This is a genomic window from Vibrio sp. zbq_1 (genome assembly GCF_043102935.1).
Classification (GTDB): Bacteria; Pseudomonadota; Gammaproteobacteria; order Enterobacterales; family Vibrionaceae; genus Vibrio; species Vibrio parahaemolyticus.
In genome coordinates, this window is record NZ_JBICJH010000003.1 from 60,479 (window position 1) to 79,330 (window position 18,852).

An 18,852-nucleotide genomic window follows, 5' to 3' on the forward strand; every position below is an offset into this window, starting at 1 on the left:
TGAGTGACCAGAGCTGTCGCAAAGATTTGGGAGAGATATCGCTGTACTTTTTAGCTAGGAAAGGGGATTGCGCTCTATTCAGTTTGGAGGCCAGAGATTGGAACTACAAAAGCGAGTAAATTACTCGCCTTCGTCAAACTTGTCTTCAATCAGATGACATACAGCGTCGAGTGCCAACTCTGCTTGATCGCCTGTGGCATGAATCGTTACGTATTGTCCTTGAGCCGATTCCAACATCAGCAGCCCCATCACGCTGTCTGCAGTGGCGGTTTTGTCTTCTTCGTTGTCGATGGTTACTACAGCATCAAAGCTTTGCGCAAGTTCTACCAACTTAACTGCGGCGCGCGCGTGTAACCCAAGACGATTTTGAATCAATACTTTACGACTTAACTCCACTGCTACTCCTTAGCATTTTTCTCGAGCGAGGTGTGACGAATCTGAACTTGATGCCCTTTATCCGCAAAGTACTCGCCAATCTGTTGGGTTAAATACACTGAGCGGTGCTTGCCGCCAGTACAGCCAATGGCTACGGTGAGATAGCTGCGATTATTTTTTTCTAGCAAAGGTAGCCAAGTTTCAATAAAACTTTCTATCTGGTACTTGAGGCTCAATACCGACTGGTGCTGTTCCAAAAACGCAGCGATAGGAGCATCTAACCCCGTCAGTGGGCGCAGTGCAGGTTCCCAGTGCGGGTTCGGTAGGAATCGCACATCAAATACGTAATCCGCATCAGACGGAAGGCCGTATTTAAAGCCGAATGATTCAAACACCATCACCAAGCCTTTGCGATCACGTCCTTCTACTCGCATGCGAACTGTTTCACTCAGTTCATGCAAAGACTGACCGCTACTGTTGAGGATTAAATCCGCATGCGCTTTTAGTGGTGTCAGGATCTCTTTTTCTCGCTCGATAGCTTGATCGAGCGATAGCGACTGGCCGCCTAATGATAGCGGATGAATGCGACGAGTTTCGCTGTAGCGTTTGAGCAAGGTTTCCTTATTGGCGTCTAAGAAAAGTACGGTTACATCGAGTTCAGTTTTTAGCTGCTCTAACGTGCCAGTCAGTTCTTTGAGCTTTTTTGGGATGTTGCGGATATCAATGCTCACCGCAACATTTTGCTTGCTGTCAGCGATGGAATGTACAAACGCATCCAATAGGTTTACTGGTAGGTTGTCGACACAGTAGTACCCTAAGTCCTCTAGCACGCGCAACGCAATACTTTTGCCTGCACCAGAGTGCCCGCTAACAACAATTAATCGCATGGTGATCGTCCTGCTTATTGGTGAATCATGATGTCGTAGAGTTCTTCATCACTCTGAGCATTGCGTAGCAATTTCAGTACTTGCTTGTCGCTCAGACGTTCTGCCATAGAGGATAGAGTCTTGAGGTGCTCTTTGCACTGTTCTTCTGGTACAAGGAGTGCAAACAAAAGGTCGACAGGTCGATTGTCAATCGCATCAAATTCAATTGCTTCATCGCATTGCAGAAGTACCGCAATGGCTTTGTCGCTAGATTGCATTCGTGCGTGTGGGATTGCAATACCGTTTCCGATACCAGTACTGCCCATTTTCTCTCTGTTGAGCATGCACTCAAACAGCTCGGTAGAATCTTGGCCCGTGTGTTCAGCGACGATTTGGCTGATCATTTCGAGGGCGCGTTTTTTACTCGTACAGTGGACTGCACTTTTCGTGCAGTCCAATGACAGTATTTCGCTCAGTTGCATGATTAATGACTGTTTAATTTTTCTTTGTGCTTATTAAGTTGGCGAACCAATTTATCTACCAGCGAATCGATCGCGGCATACATATTCTCGTCATCGGCTGATGCGTGGATTTCGCCATGATTTACGTGGAGTGTAGCTTCCGCGATTTGGTTAATTTTTTCAACTTTAAGTACAACTTGTACTTGATTGATATGGTCGAAGAACCTTTCGAGCTTCTGAAACTTAGATTGAACATAGTCTTGCATTGAATCGGTAAGATCAACGTGATGGCCTTGAATATTGATTTGCATAGACTTTCCTTTTCAGTTAGTGCCTTAAAGTAGGCGTTTACGCTGACTTGAAGGGGCAATACCCAAGGATTCTCGATATTTAGCTATCGTACGTCTTGCGACCTGAATCCCTTGGTCAGCCAGAAGAGCAGCAATCTTACTGTCACTAAGTGGTTTAGCAGTATTCTCTGCCGCGACCAGTTTCTTAATGAGTGCGCGGATTGCTGTTGACGAACATTCTCCGCCATTGTCTGTACTGACGTGGCTGGAGAAGAAGTACTTCAATTCAAAAATGCCACGTGGCGTATGCATGAACTTTTGTGTCGTAACACGAGATATTGTGGATTCATGCATGTCCACCGCCAAGGCTACATCATTGAGTACCATTGGCTTCATGGCTTCTTCACCATACTCGAAGAAATCTTGTTGATGTTCAACAATACATCTTGCAACTTTGAGTAGCGTCTCGTTTCTGCTCTCTAAGCTCTTAATTAACCATTTTGCCTCTTGCAAATTGCTGCGAATGTACTGGCTATCCGCACTGTTGCCTTTGCCTAATTGAGCGTATTGTTGGTTAACTTTTAACTTTGGAATGCTGTCAGGGTTGATGGAAACGGTCCATTTCCCATGATCTTTAAATACCGATACGTCCGGAATGACGTATTCTGTGTCGTCTGGGGTAATGCGGCTGCCCGGACGAGGATCTAACTGTTGGATCAGTTTTAGTACTTCGCGTAGATCCGCTTCTTTTAGCTTAGTTTCTTTGATGACCAGTTTGTAATCGCGATTACCAAGGTGATCGATGTGATCGGCAAGAATCATTTTGGCTTCTGCAAGCCAAGGCGTGTCTTCTGGGAAGGTTGCAAGTTGCAGGAGTAAGCATTCTTGCAGGTTCCGCGATGCCACACCAAGCGGATCAAACTGTTGGATGCGTTTGCGCACGGCTTCGACCTCATCCAACTCAATATCTTCGTTGTCGAAGCTTTCGTGAATATCTTCAGGAGATAGGGTCAGATAGCCGTAATCGTCAATCGCATCAATGATGGCAATGGCAATCGTACGGTCGGTTTCACTGAAAGGCGTTAAGTCGAGTTGCCACATTAAGTAATCGTGTAGCGATTCTGTGGTTTCGCCTTGGTAGACCGGCATATCATCGTCTAACGCTAAACCGGTACTGCCCGTATTTGCGCTGTAGACATCATCCCAAGTTGTGTCGATTTCAAGCTCTGAGCTGATTTCGGACTTTTCGATGACGTCAGAACTATCAGGAACTTCGATTTCTGTTGGCTCGTTGGCACTGTTGTCAGCAGTTTCGAGTGCTGATTTGTCTTCACCATTTGCTTGAGGTTCTTCGTGGCCTTCTTCAACTTCCAATAGCGGGTTTGAGTCCAGTGCTTCTTGGATTTCTTGTTGAAGATCGAGAGTCGACAACTGCAGCAAGCGAATCGCTTGTTGCAACTGTGGCGTCATGGCTAACTGTTGACCTAGCTTGAGTTGTAATGAAGGTTTCATTCAGTGTTACTTACCTTGTAATGCTCAGAATCTTACCGTTCCTAATGTAATCATAGACGGAATTGTTCGCCGAGATAAACTTGTTTCACCTGTTCATTGTTCAGAACTTCTTCCGGAGTTCCCGATGCAATGAGGTGCCCTTGGCTTACGATATAGGCTTTTTCACATACGTCCAGTGTTTCACGTACGTTATGGTCTGTGATTAATACACCAAGGCCACGATCGCGTAGGTGCTCGATGATTTTCTTGATGTCATTAACCGAAATAGGGTCGACACCTGCGAAAGGTTCATCCAACAAAATGAATTGTGGGTTTGCCGCAAGAGCTCGAGCGATTTCGACTCGGCGACGTTCACCACCCGATAGTGCCATACCCGCACTGGTTCTTATGTGCTGTATGTGGAATTCTTCCAACAAATCTTCCAGCTTGTCCTGACGCTCTTCGCGGGTCATTTCTTGGCGAGTTTCCAATACGGCCATGATGTTATCTTCCACGGACAGTTTGCGGAAAATCGACGCTTCCTGCGGTAGATAGCCAATACCCATGCGAGAGCGGCTGTGCATTGGCAAAATACTGATGTCTTTGTCGTCAATGGTGATGGTGCCTTCATCACGAGGCACCAGACCAACAATCATGTAAAACGAGGTGGTTTTACCGGCACCGTTAGGACCAAGTAAGCCCACAATCTGACCAGACTCTACTTCTAAGCTAACATCGGTGACGACTTTGCGCTTTTTGTAGCTCTTTGCGAGATTTTTTGCACTCAGTACCGCCATATTAGTTCTCTATCTGATTTGGTTGCAAAATCGTGGTTACACGCTCGTTTTTAGAGCTGTCAGCCACCAACTTCTGTTGACCGATTTGGTAACGAATTGATGAGCCTTTGATGGTGTTACCATCTTGAGCGAGCTGCGCTTGGCCTTTCATGGTCAGTTCGTCAGTTGAGATGCGGTAATCGAGCTCGGTTGCTTGACCACTTAACGTTTTACCATCGTCCATCAGCTGCGAAAATGTCGCAGGCTTACCAAATGCTTGAATTTGTTTGATTGCTTCCGTTTTTGGATCGCGAGTGACGACAATTCTATCTGCATCGATATTGATGCTGCCTTGCTTAAGCGAGACATCACCTTTAAAAATGACCTGGTTACTCTTCATATCCACCTGTTGGGTGTCAGAGTTAATGTAAACCGGCTGTTGAGTATCCGACTTAAGTGCAAACGCTTGAGGCGCTGCTAATACTAGTGCCAGCAGACTAAGGTGTAACGGTTTCATATCGACCTTGAACTTCATTCGTTAGAGTCGCGGTGTGCTGTTTTAAGTTTCCTTGCATCGCGCCTCCAGTAGTTTCAAATTGCGGTCCAACCAACATTACTTGTTGATCGGCTTTAAAATCACGATTGGTTAGATTGATGACCAACTTATCGGTCGCCATCGTATCGAAACTGGCGCCCGGTAATAGGTTTTGCATTAAGACTTTGTCGTACAAAGTCAGCACTTGGTCTTCATCTAAAACAGCTCTTGTGGCTGTTACCTTCCACTCGACGACGCTACCTTCTCGGTAAACCATCAAGGTAGGGCTGTTAAAAATCGTTTCTCCACTCTTAGCATAGTAATCTAAGTTGTTGGAGCGGATGATGTAACTACGTACACCATCTTCACCATAGGTGATGTTTTCTAAACCAGTTCCACTGAACAATGGCAGTTCGGTGTCTGGGGCTACTTGAATTGCATCGTTACCTTTTGGTGTGAGCAGGTAATAACCACACCATGCGACGACGAAAACCAAGAGCAAATAAATAAGGCGAGTAAAACTCATATATTAAAGGCCTTTTGTTTAGCTCAGTACTTCCCTGACTATTGCCTTAATCTGTGTAATCAATCGTTTGAATGTTTCGTGTTGCCGATATTACATCACACCAGCTTTTAGTAAATCATGCATATTTAATGCGCCAACGATTTTATCTTCTTTGCATAGGATGAGTGCGTTGATGTTTTTGTTCTGCATTAAGTTCAATCCTTCCACTGCTAACATTTCTGGATGTGCCGTGGTTGGATTTTTCGTCATGACTTCACCAATAGCCGTGGTATGAATATCAATGCGCTTATCCAAAGTGCGGCGTAAGTCACCATCGGTGAATATACCAAGCATAGCATCGTGCTCGTCCACGATTGCGGTCATTCCCAAACCTTTCTCTGAAATCTCCAAAAGTGCATCGCGAATCAACGCATCTGGAGACACTTTCGGTAATGCATTTCCGAAGTGCATAATATCAGACAGCTTAAGTAGCAATTTTCTTCCTAAAGCACCACCAGGATGTGAGAGAGCGAAGTCTTCTGCTGAGAATCCACGCGCTTGAAGTAGGGCAACTGCTAGCGCATCGCCCATTACTAAAGTTGCTGTGGTACTGCTGGTTGGTGCAAGGCCAAGTGGACAAGCTTCTTGAGGGACAGTGATTTGCAAGTGCAAGTCAGCCAGTTTTGCCATGTTGGATTCTGGCTTGCCCGTCATGCTAATGATTTTAATGTTTAAACGCTTTAGAACAGGGAAGAGAGACAAGATTTCATGGGACTCGCCAGAGTTAGAAATAGCGATAACAATGTCACCCGCGCTGATCATACCCAAGTCACCATGCGCTGCTTCACCCGGGTGAACGAAAAACGCTGATGTACCTGTGCTGGCAAGCGTTGCTGCAATCTTATTGCCAATGTGGCCTGATTTGCCCATACCCATCACGACAACTTTGCCGCTATTGGAAAGGATCAATTCGCAAGCTTGTTCAAACTGCTCATCAAAGTATTTGTCTAGCTCTTGCAGAGCCGAGACTTCGATATCTAGAACTTGTTTAGCTGCAGCGCGAAAATCAAATGGATTGGACATATCAGGGCTCCAATTTGTCTCTACTTATTAATGGGGATTAAGCGGCCATGTTGGCAAATAGGTACACTTGGTAACCCAAGAAACACGTAAACAGAATCGCCCCTTCGAGGCGGTTGATGCTGCGTGATTTACCTAAACACATTGCTACTAACAACAGTGACACGCCAAGCATGACCCAAAAGTCACGTCCCATTGCGTATTCACTTAGTGTGGATGGGTTAATGATGCCAGGAAGGCCCATTACCGCCAAAATATTGAAAACGTTCGAGCCGATGATGTTACCAACTGCCATGTCGTCTTCGCCTTTCAATACACCAGCAAGTGATGCTGCAAGCTCAGGAAGACTCGTACCGATGGCAATAATTGTCAGACCGATCACTAGGTCGCTCATGCCGAAATGCTTAGCAATAATAACCGCATTGTCGACCAGCAGGCTTGCTGCCAAAGGAAGCAATATTAAACCGATAACCACCCACATGATGGCCTTAGGGTTGCTAACGCCTTGTGGGATTTCTGATTCTTGATCTTCAAGAAACGCATCGCCAGATTTTTGTTCTTTGCGGCTAATTTGCAACATAGCAAATAAAAAAGCACCAAACAGAACAAATAGTAAGACACCTTCATAAAAACCAAGGTGGCTGTTCCACAGTAAAATCCCAGCTAACACAGTTACCGCGATCATTAATGGTAATTCGCGACGGATAACTGCAGAACTAATAGAAAGAGGTTTGATCAGCGCAGTAATACCTAGGATTAGGGCAATGTTAGCAATGTTTGAACCCAAAACGTTACCGACAGCGGTATCGGTTTTACCGTCCCAAGCGGCTGTTGCTGACACCATCATTTCTGGTGCTGATGAGCCCATTGCAAGAATGGTCATACCGATCACTAAAGGTGAAATACCGACGTTGCGGGCTATAGCTGCAGAACCAAAAACAAGTTTATCTGCGCTCCAAACAAGTAAAACAAGACCGACGATAAGCAACGCTACGGCTTCGAGCATGAGAATTCCTAAGTATTAAATGAGTGAAATGAGTAACCGCTAATTTTGACCTTTTGCAGCTTAAAATGGAAGATAAACAACGAATAAATTAAAGGTTAGTAACGAAAATGTATGTAATTGTCACTCATTCAATCATTGCAAATAAAGTGATGATTCTGGTCTAGGATTTAAACACTTGGTGACGATCAGGCCATAATTTATGGAGAATAGCTCGAATTTGGTCGGCTTTATTTAATCGAACAGTGCTTTAAATTCCAAGCCAATGTGCTTATGATTGCAGCCTAATAAATGTACCGAAGTGGCGATAAGGGAACCCTTAGCGCTATTCGGAAGTGGATTGACTTGACAACTCTGCGAGCGTTAATGCTCTGACAGTAGAAGAGATGATATGTCGAACAACGATTTAGTCACCGTGAACAACCTCACTTTTTCACGAGGAAATCGCACGATCTTTGATGGTATTGATCTGCATGTTCCTGAAGGTAAAGTGACGGCGATTATGGGACCATCGGGAATCGGTAAAACGACACTGCTCCGTTTAATTGGCGGTCAGTTGTATCCCGAACAAGGAGAGATTTGGTTTGATGGTGACAACATTCCGACTCTTTCTCGCAAAAAACTCTACAACGCTCGTAAGAAAATGAGCATGCTGTTTCAATCCGGAGCTCTGTTCACGGATTTGAATGTGTTTGACAATGTGGCCTTTCCACTGCGTGAACACACCAATCTTTCAGAAGATTTGATTCGTACTATGGTACTGCTTAAGCTCGAAGCGGTTGGCCTGCGCGGAGCCGCGCAATTAATGCCAAGTGAGCTTTCGGGCGGTATGGCGAGGCGTGCCGCATTGGCTCGTGCCATCGCACTTGACCCTGATTTAATCATGTTCGATGAACCATTTGTGGGACAAGATCCAATTACCATGGGTGTTTTGGTTGAGTTGATCAAAGACTTAAACCAAGCTCTAGGCCTTACGTCTATTGTGGTATCACACGATGTACCGGAGGTCATGAGTATTGCTGATTGGGTTTACCTACTAGCAGATGGCAAGATCATCGCGTTTGGCACGCCAGAGGAGTTGAGTCAAAACCCAGACCCGCGAGTGCAGCAGTTCTTACAAGGTGATGCAGATGGCCCTGTGCCGTTTCGTTTTCCTGCGCAAAGTATCGAAAAGGATCTATTTGATGGTCGCTAGCTTTATTCAATTTGTCGCTTCATTAGGAAGACGCACGCTCGCCATCTGTGAAGCTTTTGGCCGTGCAACCTTGATGCTTGTTGGCGCTATCTTCTCTAAGCCTCAACCCTCTAAAAGTTTTCCTCTACTCATCAAACAGTTGTATTCCGTTGGCGTGCAATCACTGGCTATCATCGTAGTCTCCGGTTTGTTCATCGGCATGGTTCTTAGCTTGCAAGGCTATGTAGTGCTGGTGGATTACGGCGCGGAAGGCAGTCTTGGTCAGATGGTCGCGTTGTCACTACTGCGTGAACTTGGGCCGGTGGTTACTGCGCTTCTTTTCGCTGGACGTGCAGGCTCTGCGCTGACGGCAGAAATTGGTTTGATGAAAGCTACTGAGCAGCTTTCAAGCTTAGAAATGATGGCAGTTGACCCACTGAAACGAGTGATTGCACCACGTTTTTGGGCTGGGGCTATCTCAATGCCACTACTTGCGATGATCTTCATGGCTGTTGGCATCTGGGGGGCGCAGCTCGTTGGTGTCGATTGGAAAGGTGTGGATCACGGCAGCTTTTGGGCAGCCATGCAATCTTCTGTTGAGTTGGGACAAGATATCGGCAACAGCATGATCAAATGCTTTGTGTTTGCCATTACGGTAACTTGGATTGCTCTATTTAATGGCTACGATGCGATTCCTACCTCGGAAGGGATCAGCCGAGCAACTACGCGCACTGTTGTGCATTCTTCTTTAGCAGTACTGGGACTAGACTTTGTACTGACCGCATTGATGTTTGGGAATTAATCATGCAACAAACACGTAAAACAGAATTATGGGTTGGCAGCTTTGTATTAGCGGGAATTTGCGCGATTCTTGTGATGATTTTTCAAGTTGCTGACGTAAAAAGCATTGGCTCTGGTGATACTTACACCCTCAAAGCCGAGTTCGATAATATTGGCAGCTTGAAAGTACGCTCTCCGGTGAAAGTTGGAGGCGTGGTTATCGGTCGTGTAAGTAACATTACTCTGAATCCAGATAACTTATTGCCAGTGGTCAGCTTGTCCATTAACAGCCAGTACAATCAATTTCCAGAAACATCCAGCGTACAAATTCTGACGTCAGGGTTGATCGGTGAGCAGTACATTGGTTTAGTACCAGGGTTTGTTTTTGATGACGAAGCTATGCTGGTAGACGGAGATACCATCGAAGACACTAAATCTGCGTTAGTGCTTGAAGACTTAATTGGTCAGGTACTTTACAGCGTTGGTGGTTCAGACGGCTCAAGTAAGGAATAACTATGTTAGCTAGACTATTACTTTCATTTTCAGTGGTGCTTACCGCTTTTGGTGTTGGCGCGGCAGAAGTGGATAAAACTCAGCCATATCAAATGATGAAGCAAGTGGCTGAAGTGACATTTGCCCGACTAAAAGCAGAACAGCCAAAAATCAAACAAGATCCTAATCTATTAAAGGTGATTGTTGAGCAAGAGCTGATGCCTTACGTCAACGACCGTTACGCAGCACTAAAACTGCTTGGCCCTAACTTGAAAGGGGCAAAACGTGAAGACGTGCTAGAGTTTGTCGATGCGTTCCGTGCTTACTTGATTGCGTCTTACGCACAAGTCTTGACGCAATACAGCGATCAACAAATTGAGTTTGGTCCAGAGCCGAAATTAGACGACTCTAAGCGTATTACCAGCATCAAAGTTGAGATCATTGATGCGCCTCGTCCAAACATCAAACTAGAATTTAAACTGCGTAAAGACAACAAAACTGACGAATGGGAAGCGTTCGACATGGTTGCAGAAGGCATTAGTTTACTTTCAAGCAAGCAATCTGAGTGGAACACCAAAATTCGCCAAGACGGTATTCTTGCGGTAGCGCAAGACCTTGAAAAACTTGCAGCGGAGCCAATTCGCTTTGAGGCGAAAAAGTAATGGCTCAGTCTCACGCACAGTGGCAGTTGCAACAAGATACGTTAACACTAACGGGGGCGCTGGATAGAGACTCAGTGCCGTCATTGTGGGCCTTTGCCCAGCAGTGGAAACCGTCGCAAAAAGAACTGGAATGCTCACTAGAAGAGATCGAACGAGTCGACTCTGCAGGAATGGTGATGTTAATCCACTTATTAGAGCATGCAAAAAAGCAAAACTGTCATATAATGCTCAGTTTCGTGCCGGCGCAACTGCGCACTTTGTTTCAACTTAGCAACGTTGAATCTTTAGTGGCCAAACACATAAAGAATTATCAGGGGTAAATTGTGGACAGCGCAAAAGTACAACAGTTATTAGAAGAAGCACTAAACCTTCAAGAAGTGCATGTAAAAGGTGAAGGTAGCCACTATGAAGTGGTTGCTGTTGATGCTTGTTTCGAGGGAATGAGCCGCGTTAAGAAGCAGCAATTGATTTATGGTCCTCTGATGGAATACATCCAGCGTAACGACATTCACGCATTATCGATCAAAGCGTTCACACCGGAAGAGTGGGCTCGTGATAAGAAACTGATGTCGCTTTAAGGTTTATTGATGGAAAAGTTTCGAGTTATTGGGTCAGATAAACCACTAGTTGGTGAAGTGACCATTTCTGGTGCAAAAAACGCAGCACTGCCTATTTTATTTGCGTCTATCTTGGCTGAAGAGCCTGTAGAAGTGGCAAACGTACCACATCTTCGCGATATCGACACAACCATGGAGCTACTAAAACGCCTTGGCGCTAAAGTAAGCCGTAACGGTTCTGTTCACGTCGATCCAAGCAGCATCAATGAATATTGCGCTCCTTATGATTTAGTTAAAACCATGCGTGCTTCTATCTGGGCGTTAGGCCCACTTGTGGCTCGTTTTGGTCAAGGTCAAGTTTCTCTACCTGGTGGTTGTGCTATCGGCGCACGTCCAGTTGACTTGCACATTACTGGCCTGGAACAACTAGGCGCAACCATCACACTTGAAGATGGTTACGTGAAAGCTGAAGTTGATGGTCGTCTGAAAGGCGCGCACATCGTGATGGACAAAGTGAGCGTTGGCGCGACCATTACCATCATGTGTGCAGCAGCTCTGGCTGAAGGTACCACAACGTTAGACAACGCAGCGCGCGAACCTGAAATCGTCGATACGGCGGATTTCCTAAATAAACTTGGCGCGAAAATCTCTGGCGCGGGTACAGACACCATCACTATCGAAGGTGTTGAGCGCTTAGGTGGCGGCAAGCACAGTGTCGTAGCAGACCGTATTGAAACGGGGACATTCCTAGTAGCTGCAGCGGTATCTGGCGGTAAAGTGGTTTGTCGTAATACCAACGGTCACTTGCTTGAAGCGGTTCTCGCGAAGCTAGAAGAAGCGGGCGCATTGGTGGAGACAGGCGAAGACTGGATCTCTGTTGATATGACAGACCGTGAGTTAAAAGCAGTAAGTATTCGCACTGCGCCTCACCCTGGTTTCCCGACAGACATGCAAGCGCAATTTACTCTGCTGAACATGATGGCGAAAGGCGGCGGCGTGATCACTGAAACTATCTTTGAAAACCGCTTTATGCACGTGCCTGAGCTGATGCGTATGGGTGCGAAAGCGGAGATTGAAGGTAATACGGTTATTTGTGGTGACGTTGAATCTCTAAGTGGTGCACAAGTGATGGCAACGGATCTACGTGCTTCGGCAAGTTTGGTGATTGCTGGTTGTATCGCGAAAGGCGAAACCATCGTAGATCGTATTTATCACATCGATCGCGGTTATGACAAAATTGAAAATAAACTGGCTGCACTCGGCGCAAATATTGAGCGAGTGAGCTAGTCAAGTTAAACTGCACAGCAGGTGACTTGGATATGAAGAGAGCCGAAACTCAGGTTTCGGCTTTTTTATATCGCGCTTTCTGTCATAGTTTCTGACTATGTAAAAAGCGATATTAATAGCTGTATCTGGCAAAAGCCGGTTCCTGGAGAACAAGAATGATTGCACTGTTACGTGTATTTGCTGTCGCAATTTTCGCAATTGTGATGTTTATTGGTGGTTGTGGTTACTGCCTATTAAGCCCTCGAAACCCTAAACACGTTTTCACATTTGGCCGCTTGTTTGCCAAGATGTCTCGCGTATTTGGGGTAAAGCTAGAATTACGTATTCCTGAAGATGCGTACTCTCGTGGTCAGCACGTTTACATCGCTAACCACCAAAACAACTGGGACATGTTTACTGTGTCTGCGGCAGTGACTCCGAAAGTGGTGACCGTCGGTAAGAAAAGTCTAGCGTGGATGCCACTGTTTGGTCAGCTTTACTGGTTGACGGGCAATATTCTGATTGACCGTGCAAACCGTTCAAAAGCGAAAGGTACGATCGACCAAGTGGTTAACAGCATGAAAGAAAGTGATGTGTCGGTTTGGATGTTCCCAGAAGGTACACGCTCACGTGGTCGTGGTTTGCTGCCGTTTAAAACGGGTGCGTTCCATGCGGCAATCGGTGCTGAAGTGCCAATTATTCCAATCGTATGTAGCTCCACTGACCACATTAAACTTAACCGCTGGAACAATGGTCATGTGATTGTTGAAATGTTGCCACCGGTGAGCACTGAAGGTTACGGTAAAGATGGCATCCGTGAACTCGCAAATGTATGCCGCGAGCAGATGAAGGAAAAGCTAGAAGAGCTGGATGAAGAAGTAAAACAGCGTAACGCCGCTTAAACGGGTTAAACACCGAATACAAAAATGGGTAGCTAAGGCTACCCATTTTTTATTCATTCAATCTGATATCGCAATTATTTGCGAACCGCGATTGCTTCAATTTCGATACCTACGTCTTTTGGTAGACGTGCAACTTCAACACAAGAGCGAGCAGGGTAGTTTGCTACTTCGTGCTCATCAAAGAATTTGCCGTACACTTCGTTTACTGTACCGAAGTCATTTAGATCTTTAACGAAAACCGTCATTTTTACGATGTCTGACACTTTAAGACCAGATGCTTCTACAACCGCTTTCACATTGTCTAGAGATTGACGAGCTTGTTCTGCGATGTCAGCAGACACTTCACCTGTCGCTGGGTTTACTGGAATTTGACCAGAAGTTAGAACCATGTTGCCTAGATCTACGCCTTGAACGTAAGGACCGATTGCTGCTGGTGCAGACTCAGTGTGAAGTACTTTCGTCATTTGATTTTTTCCATCTGTTTTAGGGGAAGAAAGAGTATACCCAAGCCTTATTAATATGCTTGAAGGTAATCAGTTTGCCTTTAAACCTGCGGCAGGTAAAGAGCAAAATACCCTGCCAAGACAGGGTATTTCATGCGTATGAGAGTTCGGGACGTTGGCGAGATTATCGCTCAGTCACAATCTCACGTGAGAATACTTTCTCACAGTATTTGCACTTCAAACGAATCTCTTCTTTCTTCTCGAAAACTTTAAAACTGCTTTCTACTGGCTCGTTGTGAGAGATACAGTTTGAGTTTGGACACTCAAACACGTTGTTGATTTTCTCTGGCAACTCTAGAGCCAGTTTTTTCACGACTTCGTAGTTTTCGATTTGGTTTACCGTTGCGTGCGGTGCGTACAGCGCCAGTTTGCTTGCTTGTTCTTCATTGATGAACACGTTCTCAATCTTCAGCAAGTCTTTGTGACCCTGAGCTGAAGATGGCAAGTTGAGACCAATCGTTACACGTTGAGAAGAATTGTGCATATCGAACAATTTCAGCACTTTGATACCAATTTGTGCTGGAATGTGGTCGATGACGGTGCCGTTTTTGATTGCTTCTACCTGCAATTGAGTTTCTTTAGCCATGTTTTTATCTCCTCGATTACAGTGTTTCGTTTAGAACCAAAGCCAACAGCGCTTGGCGAGCGTACACGCCATTTTGTGCCTGCTGGAAGTAGTACGCGTGTGGGGTTTTATCTACGTCTGTCGTGATTTCATCAACACGAGGTAGCGGGTGCAGTACTTTTAGATTTTCACGCGCGCCTTCCAATAGAGCCGCCGTCAGAATGTAAGCTGACTTGATGTGCGCATATTCAGACTCGTCGAAACGCTCTTTTTGAACGCGAGTCATGTAAAGAATATCGAGCTCAGGAATTACCGCTTCCATCTCTGTGTGTAGGCTGTATTCAATGCCAGCTTCATCGAGTTCTTCGCAGATGTACTCTGGCATCGCCAATGCGTCTGGAGCGACAAAGTAGAAGCGGATGTTATTGAACTTCGCCAGTGCTTGAGTCAGTGAGTGAACGGTGCGGCCGTATTTTAAATCGCCGACAAATGCCACGTTTAGGTTGTCTAAGCGACCTTGCGTTTCCGCGATAGTGTAGAGGTCAAGCAGAGTTTGAGTTGGGTGTTGGTTAGCACCGTCGCCCGCGTTAATCACTGGAACGCCATTCGAAAACTCGGAAGCAAGGCGCGCTGCACCTTCTTGAGGGTGGCGCATCACAAAAGCATCGACGTATGAAGAGATAACTTGTACAGAATCAGAAAGCGTTTCCCCTTTCTTCGCCAGAGACGTATTACCATCGTTATCAAAACCAATGACATCACCACCAATGCGTTGAATCGCGGTCTCAAACGACAAGCGAGTACGAGTTGATGGCTCAAAGAAACAGCTCGCAACGACTTTGTTTTTAATCAGTTCTGGTCGAGGTTCCTTCTTCAGATTACCTGCTGTTTCGACGATAAGTTCCAGCTCTTCACGAGAAAGCTCTGGAATAGAGATGATGTGCTTCTGGTAAAGCGAGTTCGCCATGATCTTCTTCCCTATAACAGTGATGACTATCTCCAAAATTGACCGCTGAGGAATTTTGGACATAAAAAAACCTCCCCAAATGGGGAGGTTTAAAAATCGATAGAATTAACGAAAATAACACCACGTAAGCGTAGTCGCTTAGTTAGAGCAAATCGCGTTTTTACGTCAGCAATCAGCTTGGTCATTTCTTAATCCTCAGACAAATTGCGGAGCATTATACGCCTAACTTTTGCGAGCGCAAGCGATTACATCATGCTTTTTGCTTTCCAAAAAACACTAACTTCCTAGCGTTGCAACCATAATGGCTTTGATTGTGTGCATGCGGTTTTCTGCTTCATCAAAGACGATAGAGTACTCTGATTCAAACACATCTTCGGTAACTTCTAGGCCTTTCATGCCGTATTTCTCTGCGATTTCTTTACCAACAGTGGTTTCGTCATTATGGAACGCAGGTAGACAATGCATAAATTTCACGTGTGGATTACCCGTCTGCTTGATGACATCCATATTGATTTGATAAGGCGTCATAAGCGCGACACGTTCATCCCATGCTTCTGCTGCTTCACCCATTGAAACCCAAACATCAGTGTAGAGGAAATCACAGCCTTTCACGCCTTCTTCGACGTTTTCCGTCAAGGTGATTTTCGCGCCGGTTTGTTTAGCAATGTCTTGGCAAGTCGCGACAAGATGTTCTTCTGGCCAGAACGCTTTTGGTGCCACTAGGCGAATGTCCATGCCCATTTTCGCTGCGCCAACCATCAATGAGTTACCCATGTTGTTACGAGCGTCGCCAAGGTACGCAAAGGTCATTTCGTGGAGCTGTTTGCCACGACTATGTTCTTGCATGGTAAGGAAATCTGCGAGGATTTGCGTTGGGTGGAACTCGTCAGTTAATCCGTTCCAAACCGGAACGCCCGCATGAGCGCCAAGCTCTTCCACAATGGATTGACCAAAGCCTCGGTATTCGATGCCGTCATACATGCGACCTAAGACGCGCGCGGTATCTTTCATCGATTCTTTATGGCCGATTTGAGATCCTGAAGGACCGATATAGGTGACTTGTGCGCCTTGATCAAAGGCGGCAACTTCAAACGCACATCGGGTTCGAGTAGAAGATTTCTCAAAGATGAGTGCAATGTTTTTACCTTGAAGTGTCTTCTGCTCTGTTCCTGCATATTTTGCTTTTTTTAGCTCTGCAGACAGTTCGAGCAAGAACTGGATTTCTTTGGTTGAGAAATCCAATAGCTTCAAAAAGTTGCGGTTACGTAAATTGAAAGCCATAGCTCGTCCCTTAGTACGTGTGATTGAATTGAGTCATTGCATTAAAACATATAAATGCTTTATTTGTGAATAATTATTTTAAAGTAAAACTAAAAAAGGTTGATGCATTCACATCAACCTTAGTTTTTATTCACTTAATGTAAAAGGTGAATCAGCTATATATCGTCTCGTTCTATTGGACAGCTCATACAGCGAGCACCACCACGACCACGGCCCAATTCGTTACCAGGAACGGTCAACACTTGGATGCCAGCTTTGTCGTACTTCTCGTTGGTGTAGACGTTGCGCTCGTAACCAATCACAACGCCTGGTTTTACAGTCAGCACGTTGTTCGCGTCATTCCATTGCTCGCGCTCTGCTTCGTAGCTGTCACCGCCTGTGGTGATGATTTTAAGCTGATCAAGACCAAGAGCGGATTCAATCGCGTGTAGGTAGTTGTGTGACGCTTCGACATGCATTTCACCGTCTGTGCCTTTCGGGGTCAGACGCCATGTATCCAGATCCTTGCGCATGATTTCTGGGTAGACTGAGAAAGTATCCACATCCATATGTGTCATGACCGTATCTAAGTGCATACAAGAGCGGTGCTTAGGCAGGTCAATGGCGATCACTTCACTTGCTTGTCCTGCTTTAAACAGGCTTGCCGCTAAGTTTTCTACCCCTTGTGGCGTGGTGCGCTCAGACATGCCAATCAATACCGCGCCTTTACCGATCACCAGTACGTCACCGCCTTCAACGTTTGCGTTGTCGTAATGCAGATCATCATCACCAAAATATTTAATGAAGTCTTGGCCTGCAAAGATCGGGTGCCAGCGATAGATAGCGCGTAAATGGTTTGTTTCGCGCTGGCGCGCAGGCATCATCATTGGGTTGAGTGATACACCGCCATATACCCAACATGAGGTGTCGCGGGTAAATAGATGGTTCGGTAGTGGCTCAATCACGAAATCCAATGGGCGCTTCATCTTCGGTAGCATCGAAGAAGATTGAATAGGTAACTCAGAATAGGCTAAGCCGCCAAGCAAAATAGTCGCGAGGTGTTCGTCGTCCATTTCCAAAAGATATTGGCGTAAATCGCGAGCGAAGGTTGGCCCGTAGCGGAAGTCAGAAATCTGCGTGTTCAACAGCCATTGCTTTGCCTCTGGAACGGCTAGGGTTTCCACCAGTAAATCGTGGAGCAGAAGTACTTCAACATCTTGCTCTCTCAAGGTTCGAGCAAAAGCATCATGCTCTTCACCCGCGGCTTCTACAGCAAGCACGTCATCAAACAATAGCTCATGACAGTTTGACGGCGTGAGGTGGGTGAGGGCGCGCTCTGGGCGGTTTAAAAGTACTCGTCTAAGTTGACCAACTTCTGATCCAACGTACAGCTTACTCATTTTGCATCCTTACAAATTTTCCAGCCATTAGTTATGACAATCTTACGGCAAAGATGCAAATTCGTTAACTTCGTTTAAATGTTGTGATTGGTTATATTTTTAGTGGTTTTTATTTTAGTTGGCATTTTTGTATTTGATTTTTGGTTTTTAATTCCATGTTGCTGGTTTTTAAATGAATGCGTTTTTATTCTTTTTGTATTTTGCAGGAAAGATTACATGCTTAGTGCATAAAGCGTGCATTTCTATTCTAAAATATGCAGTTTTTCAGTTTTCTTTATTCGTTATCCTTCCAAATTGGTAGCGTGGCTGTATTCACTCAGGCGTCATAATCACTCAACAAACCATCAAATATCCTACAATGAGCTCAATTAGGATCTTCTGAATATTAAAAAATACCGTTTTTTGTTAACTTTTTGTTTCTTTGTGATGGGTTTTAATATTTGGGCAGGAAGAATCATCGCGGTTTGGCGTTTGTTTGTGGCTTTTCATCGCAATCCATGCCATATTTCACCGGATCAGCATACTCAGTATCGGGTATAGTGTTTCCATCAAGTAACTAATCTGGAGCCAAAGACATGTCTCACGAAGATGAATATCTATCAGTAGAAGAATTAATTGAGATTCAAAAGGAAGAGACTCGCGATATCATTGCAGCATTGCTAGAAGATGGCAGCGATCCAGATTCGCTATACGAAATTGAGCACCACCTTTTTGCTGAAGATTTCGATACGCTAGAAAAAGCGGTTGTTGAAGCGTTCAAAATGGGCTTCGAAGTTCTAGAAGCAGAAGAAACAGAAGACGAAGACGGCAACAAACTGCTGTGTTGTGACGCGACAATGGAATCGGCTCTAAATGCAGAGGCGATTGACGCACAAGTTGAAAAGCTGGTTCACCTAGCTGAAAAATACGACATCATCTACGATGGCTGGGGTACGTACTACG

General features: G+C 45.3%; 25 protein-coding genes. 9 read left to right on the plus strand and 16 right to left on the minus strand.

Translation table 11 applies throughout. The features are described 5' to 3' along the window. Positions 1-120: 120 nt before the first annotated feature. The 10 genes from ACF8CV_RS00285 to ACF8CV_RS00330 all read right to left on the minus strand — a co-directional run bounded on the left by ACF8CV_RS00285 (position 121) and on the right by ACF8CV_RS00330 (position 7,385). A complete protein-coding gene (locus tag ACF8CV_RS00285; RefSeq protein ID WP_005468661.1) occupies positions 121-396 on the minus strand; it encodes an HPr family phosphocarrier protein in 276 nt (91 codons plus the stop codon). 2 nt (positions 397-398) lie between these two features. After that, the gene (gene rapZ / locus ACF8CV_RS00290; protein ID WP_005468663.1) at positions 399-1,262 is read right to left on the minus strand and encodes an RNase adapter RapZ; all 864 of its coding nucleotides are present in this window, start codon (positions 1,260-1,262) and stop codon (positions 399-401) included. Between the two features lie 14 nt (positions 1,263-1,276). Beyond that, a complete protein-coding gene (ptsN, locus tag ACF8CV_RS00295; protein ID WP_005467453.1) occupies positions 1,277-1,723 on the minus strand; it encodes a PTS IIA-like nitrogen regulatory protein PtsN in 447 nt (148 codons plus the stop codon). A gap of 2 nt (positions 1,724-1,725) precedes the next feature. Beyond that, positions 1,726-2,013, minus strand: coding sequence for a ribosome hibernation promoting factor (gene hpf, locus ACF8CV_RS00300; RefSeq protein ID WP_005467451.1), 288 nt, complete (start codon positions 2,011-2,013; stop codon positions 1,726-1,728). A 24-nt stretch (positions 2,014-2,037) separates the two neighbouring features. Continuing rightward, positions 2,038-3,504, minus strand: a complete 1,467-nt coding sequence (locus ACF8CV_RS00305; protein WP_155007067.1) for an RNA polymerase factor sigma-54 — start codon at positions 3,502-3,504, stop codon at positions 2,038-2,040. A gap of 50 nt (positions 3,505-3,554) precedes the next feature. Continuing rightward, on the minus strand, positions 3,555-4,280 hold the full coding sequence (gene lptB, locus ACF8CV_RS00310) for an LPS export ABC transporter ATP-binding protein (RefSeq protein WP_005467801.1): 726 nt from the start codon (positions 4,278-4,280) through the stop codon (positions 3,555-3,557). Between the two features lies 1 nt (position 4,281). Beyond that, complete coding sequence (lptA, locus tag ACF8CV_RS00315; protein WP_005467803.1) at positions 4,282-4,776, minus strand: lipopolysaccharide transport periplasmic protein LptA; 495 nt, start codon at positions 4,774-4,776, stop codon at positions 4,282-4,284. Continuing rightward, positions 4,757-5,320, minus strand: a complete 564-nt coding sequence (gene lptC / locus ACF8CV_RS00320; RefSeq protein ID WP_005467805.1) for an LPS export ABC transporter periplasmic protein LptC — start codon at positions 5,318-5,320, stop codon at positions 4,757-4,759. Before lptC ends, lptA begins: the two co-directional genes overlap by 20 nt. Positions 5,321-5,410: 90 nt before the next feature. Next, entirely contained in the window at positions 5,411-6,382 is a 972-nt protein-coding gene (kdsD, locus tag ACF8CV_RS00325; protein WP_020841311.1) for an arabinose-5-phosphate isomerase KdsD, read from the minus strand. Between the two features lie 37 nt (positions 6,383-6,419). Next, complete coding sequence (locus tag ACF8CV_RS00330) at positions 6,420-7,385, minus strand: calcium/sodium antiporter (RefSeq protein WP_005455122.1); 966 nt, start codon at positions 7,383-7,385, stop codon at positions 6,420-6,422. Between the two features lie 388 nt (positions 7,386-7,773). Between ACF8CV_RS00330 and mlaF the strand changes: the two genes are divergently transcribed. The 8 genes from mlaF to ACF8CV_RS00370 all read left to right on the plus strand — a co-directional run bounded on the left by mlaF (position 7,774) and on the right by ACF8CV_RS00370 (position 13,215). Then, positions 7,774-8,577: a phospholipid ABC transporter ATP-binding protein MlaF gene (gene mlaF / locus ACF8CV_RS00335; protein WP_005455119.1), complete on the plus strand. Its 804-nt coding sequence runs from the start codon at positions 7,774-7,776 to the stop codon at positions 8,575-8,577. After that, complete coding sequence (mlaE, locus tag ACF8CV_RS00340) at positions 8,567-9,358, plus strand: lipid asymmetry maintenance ABC transporter permease subunit MlaE (protein ID WP_005455118.1); 792 nt, start codon at positions 8,567-8,569, stop codon at positions 9,356-9,358. Before mlaF ends, mlaE begins: the two co-directional genes overlap by 11 nt. 2 nt (positions 9,359-9,360) lie before the next feature. Further along, a complete protein-coding gene (gene mlaD / locus ACF8CV_RS00345) occupies positions 9,361-9,849 on the plus strand; it encodes an outer membrane lipid asymmetry maintenance protein MlaD (protein WP_005455116.1) in 489 nt (162 codons plus the stop codon). Positions 9,850-9,851: 2 nt separating this feature from the next. Then, on the plus strand, positions 9,852-10,490 hold the full coding sequence (locus tag ACF8CV_RS00350) for a phospholipid-binding protein MlaC (RefSeq protein WP_005478835.1): 639 nt from the start codon (positions 9,852-9,854) through the stop codon (positions 10,488-10,490). Continuing rightward, positions 10,490-10,810 carry a lipid asymmetry maintenance protein MlaB gene (locus tag ACF8CV_RS00355; RefSeq protein WP_005455113.1) on the plus strand — a complete coding sequence of 107 codons (321 nt, stop codon included), beginning with the start codon at positions 10,490-10,492 and terminating at the stop codon, positions 10,808-10,810. The genes ACF8CV_RS00350 and ACF8CV_RS00355 overlap by 1 nt, the downstream gene beginning before the upstream one ends. Positions 10,811-10,813: 3 nt before the next feature. Then, positions 10,814-11,068, plus strand: coding sequence for a BolA family iron metabolism protein IbaG (gene ibaG / locus ACF8CV_RS00360; RefSeq protein ID WP_005484869.1), 255 nt, complete (start codon positions 10,814-10,816; stop codon positions 11,066-11,068). 9 nt (positions 11,069-11,077) lie between these two features. Next, positions 11,078-12,334 (plus strand): UDP-N-acetylglucosamine 1-carboxyvinyltransferase, encoded by a 1,257-nt coding sequence (gene murA, locus ACF8CV_RS00365; RefSeq protein ID WP_005455110.1) that lies wholly within the window; start codon positions 11,078-11,080, stop codon positions 12,332-12,334. Positions 12,335-12,489: 155 nt separating this feature from the next. Next, positions 12,490-13,215: a 1-acylglycerol-3-phosphate O-acyltransferase gene (locus ACF8CV_RS00370; protein ID WP_138938503.1), complete on the plus strand. Its 726-nt coding sequence runs from the start codon at positions 12,490-12,492 to the stop codon at positions 13,213-13,215. Between the two features lie 74 nt (positions 13,216-13,289). Here the strand turns inward: ACF8CV_RS00370 and ACF8CV_RS00375 are convergent, their stop codons facing one another. The 6 genes from ACF8CV_RS00375 to arcA all read right to left on the minus strand — a co-directional run bounded on the left by ACF8CV_RS00375 (position 13,290) and on the right by arcA (position 17,910). Then, positions 13,290-13,679 carry a RidA family protein gene (locus ACF8CV_RS00375; RefSeq protein ID WP_005455108.1) on the minus strand — a complete coding sequence of 130 codons (390 nt, stop codon included), beginning with the start codon at positions 13,677-13,679 and terminating at the stop codon, positions 13,290-13,292. A gap of 163 nt (positions 13,680-13,842) precedes the next feature. Next, complete coding sequence (gene pyrI, locus ACF8CV_RS00380) at positions 13,843-14,304, minus strand: aspartate carbamoyltransferase regulatory subunit (RefSeq protein WP_138938502.1); 462 nt, start codon at positions 14,302-14,304, stop codon at positions 13,843-13,845. A gap of 16 nt (positions 14,305-14,320) precedes the next feature. Continuing rightward, the gene (pyrB, locus tag ACF8CV_RS00385; protein WP_005484879.1) at positions 14,321-15,250 is read right to left on the minus strand and encodes an aspartate carbamoyltransferase; all 930 of its coding nucleotides are present in this window, start codon (positions 15,248-15,250) and stop codon (positions 14,321-14,323) included. An 89-nt stretch (positions 15,251-15,339) separates the two neighbouring features. After that, on the minus strand, positions 15,340-15,435 hold the full coding sequence (locus ACF8CV_RS00390) for a hypothetical protein (RefSeq protein ID WP_005497312.1): 96 nt from the start codon (positions 15,433-15,435) through the stop codon (positions 15,340-15,342). A 91-nt stretch (positions 15,436-15,526) separates the two neighbouring features. Further along, entirely contained in the window at positions 15,527-16,531 is a 1,005-nt protein-coding gene (locus ACF8CV_RS00395; protein ID WP_005484915.1) for an ornithine carbamoyltransferase, read from the minus strand. Positions 16,532-16,686: 155 nt separating this feature from the next. Then, positions 16,687-17,910: an arginine deiminase gene (gene arcA, locus ACF8CV_RS00400; protein ID WP_005455102.1), complete on the minus strand. Its 1,224-nt coding sequence runs from the start codon at positions 17,908-17,910 to the stop codon at positions 16,687-16,689. 575 nt (positions 17,911-18,485) lie between these two features. Between arcA and rraB the strand changes: the two genes are divergently transcribed. After that, the coding region (rraB, locus tag ACF8CV_RS00405; RefSeq protein WP_136678046.1) for a ribonuclease E inhibitor RraB at positions 18,486-18,852 on the plus strand (367 nt) is incomplete at its 3' end.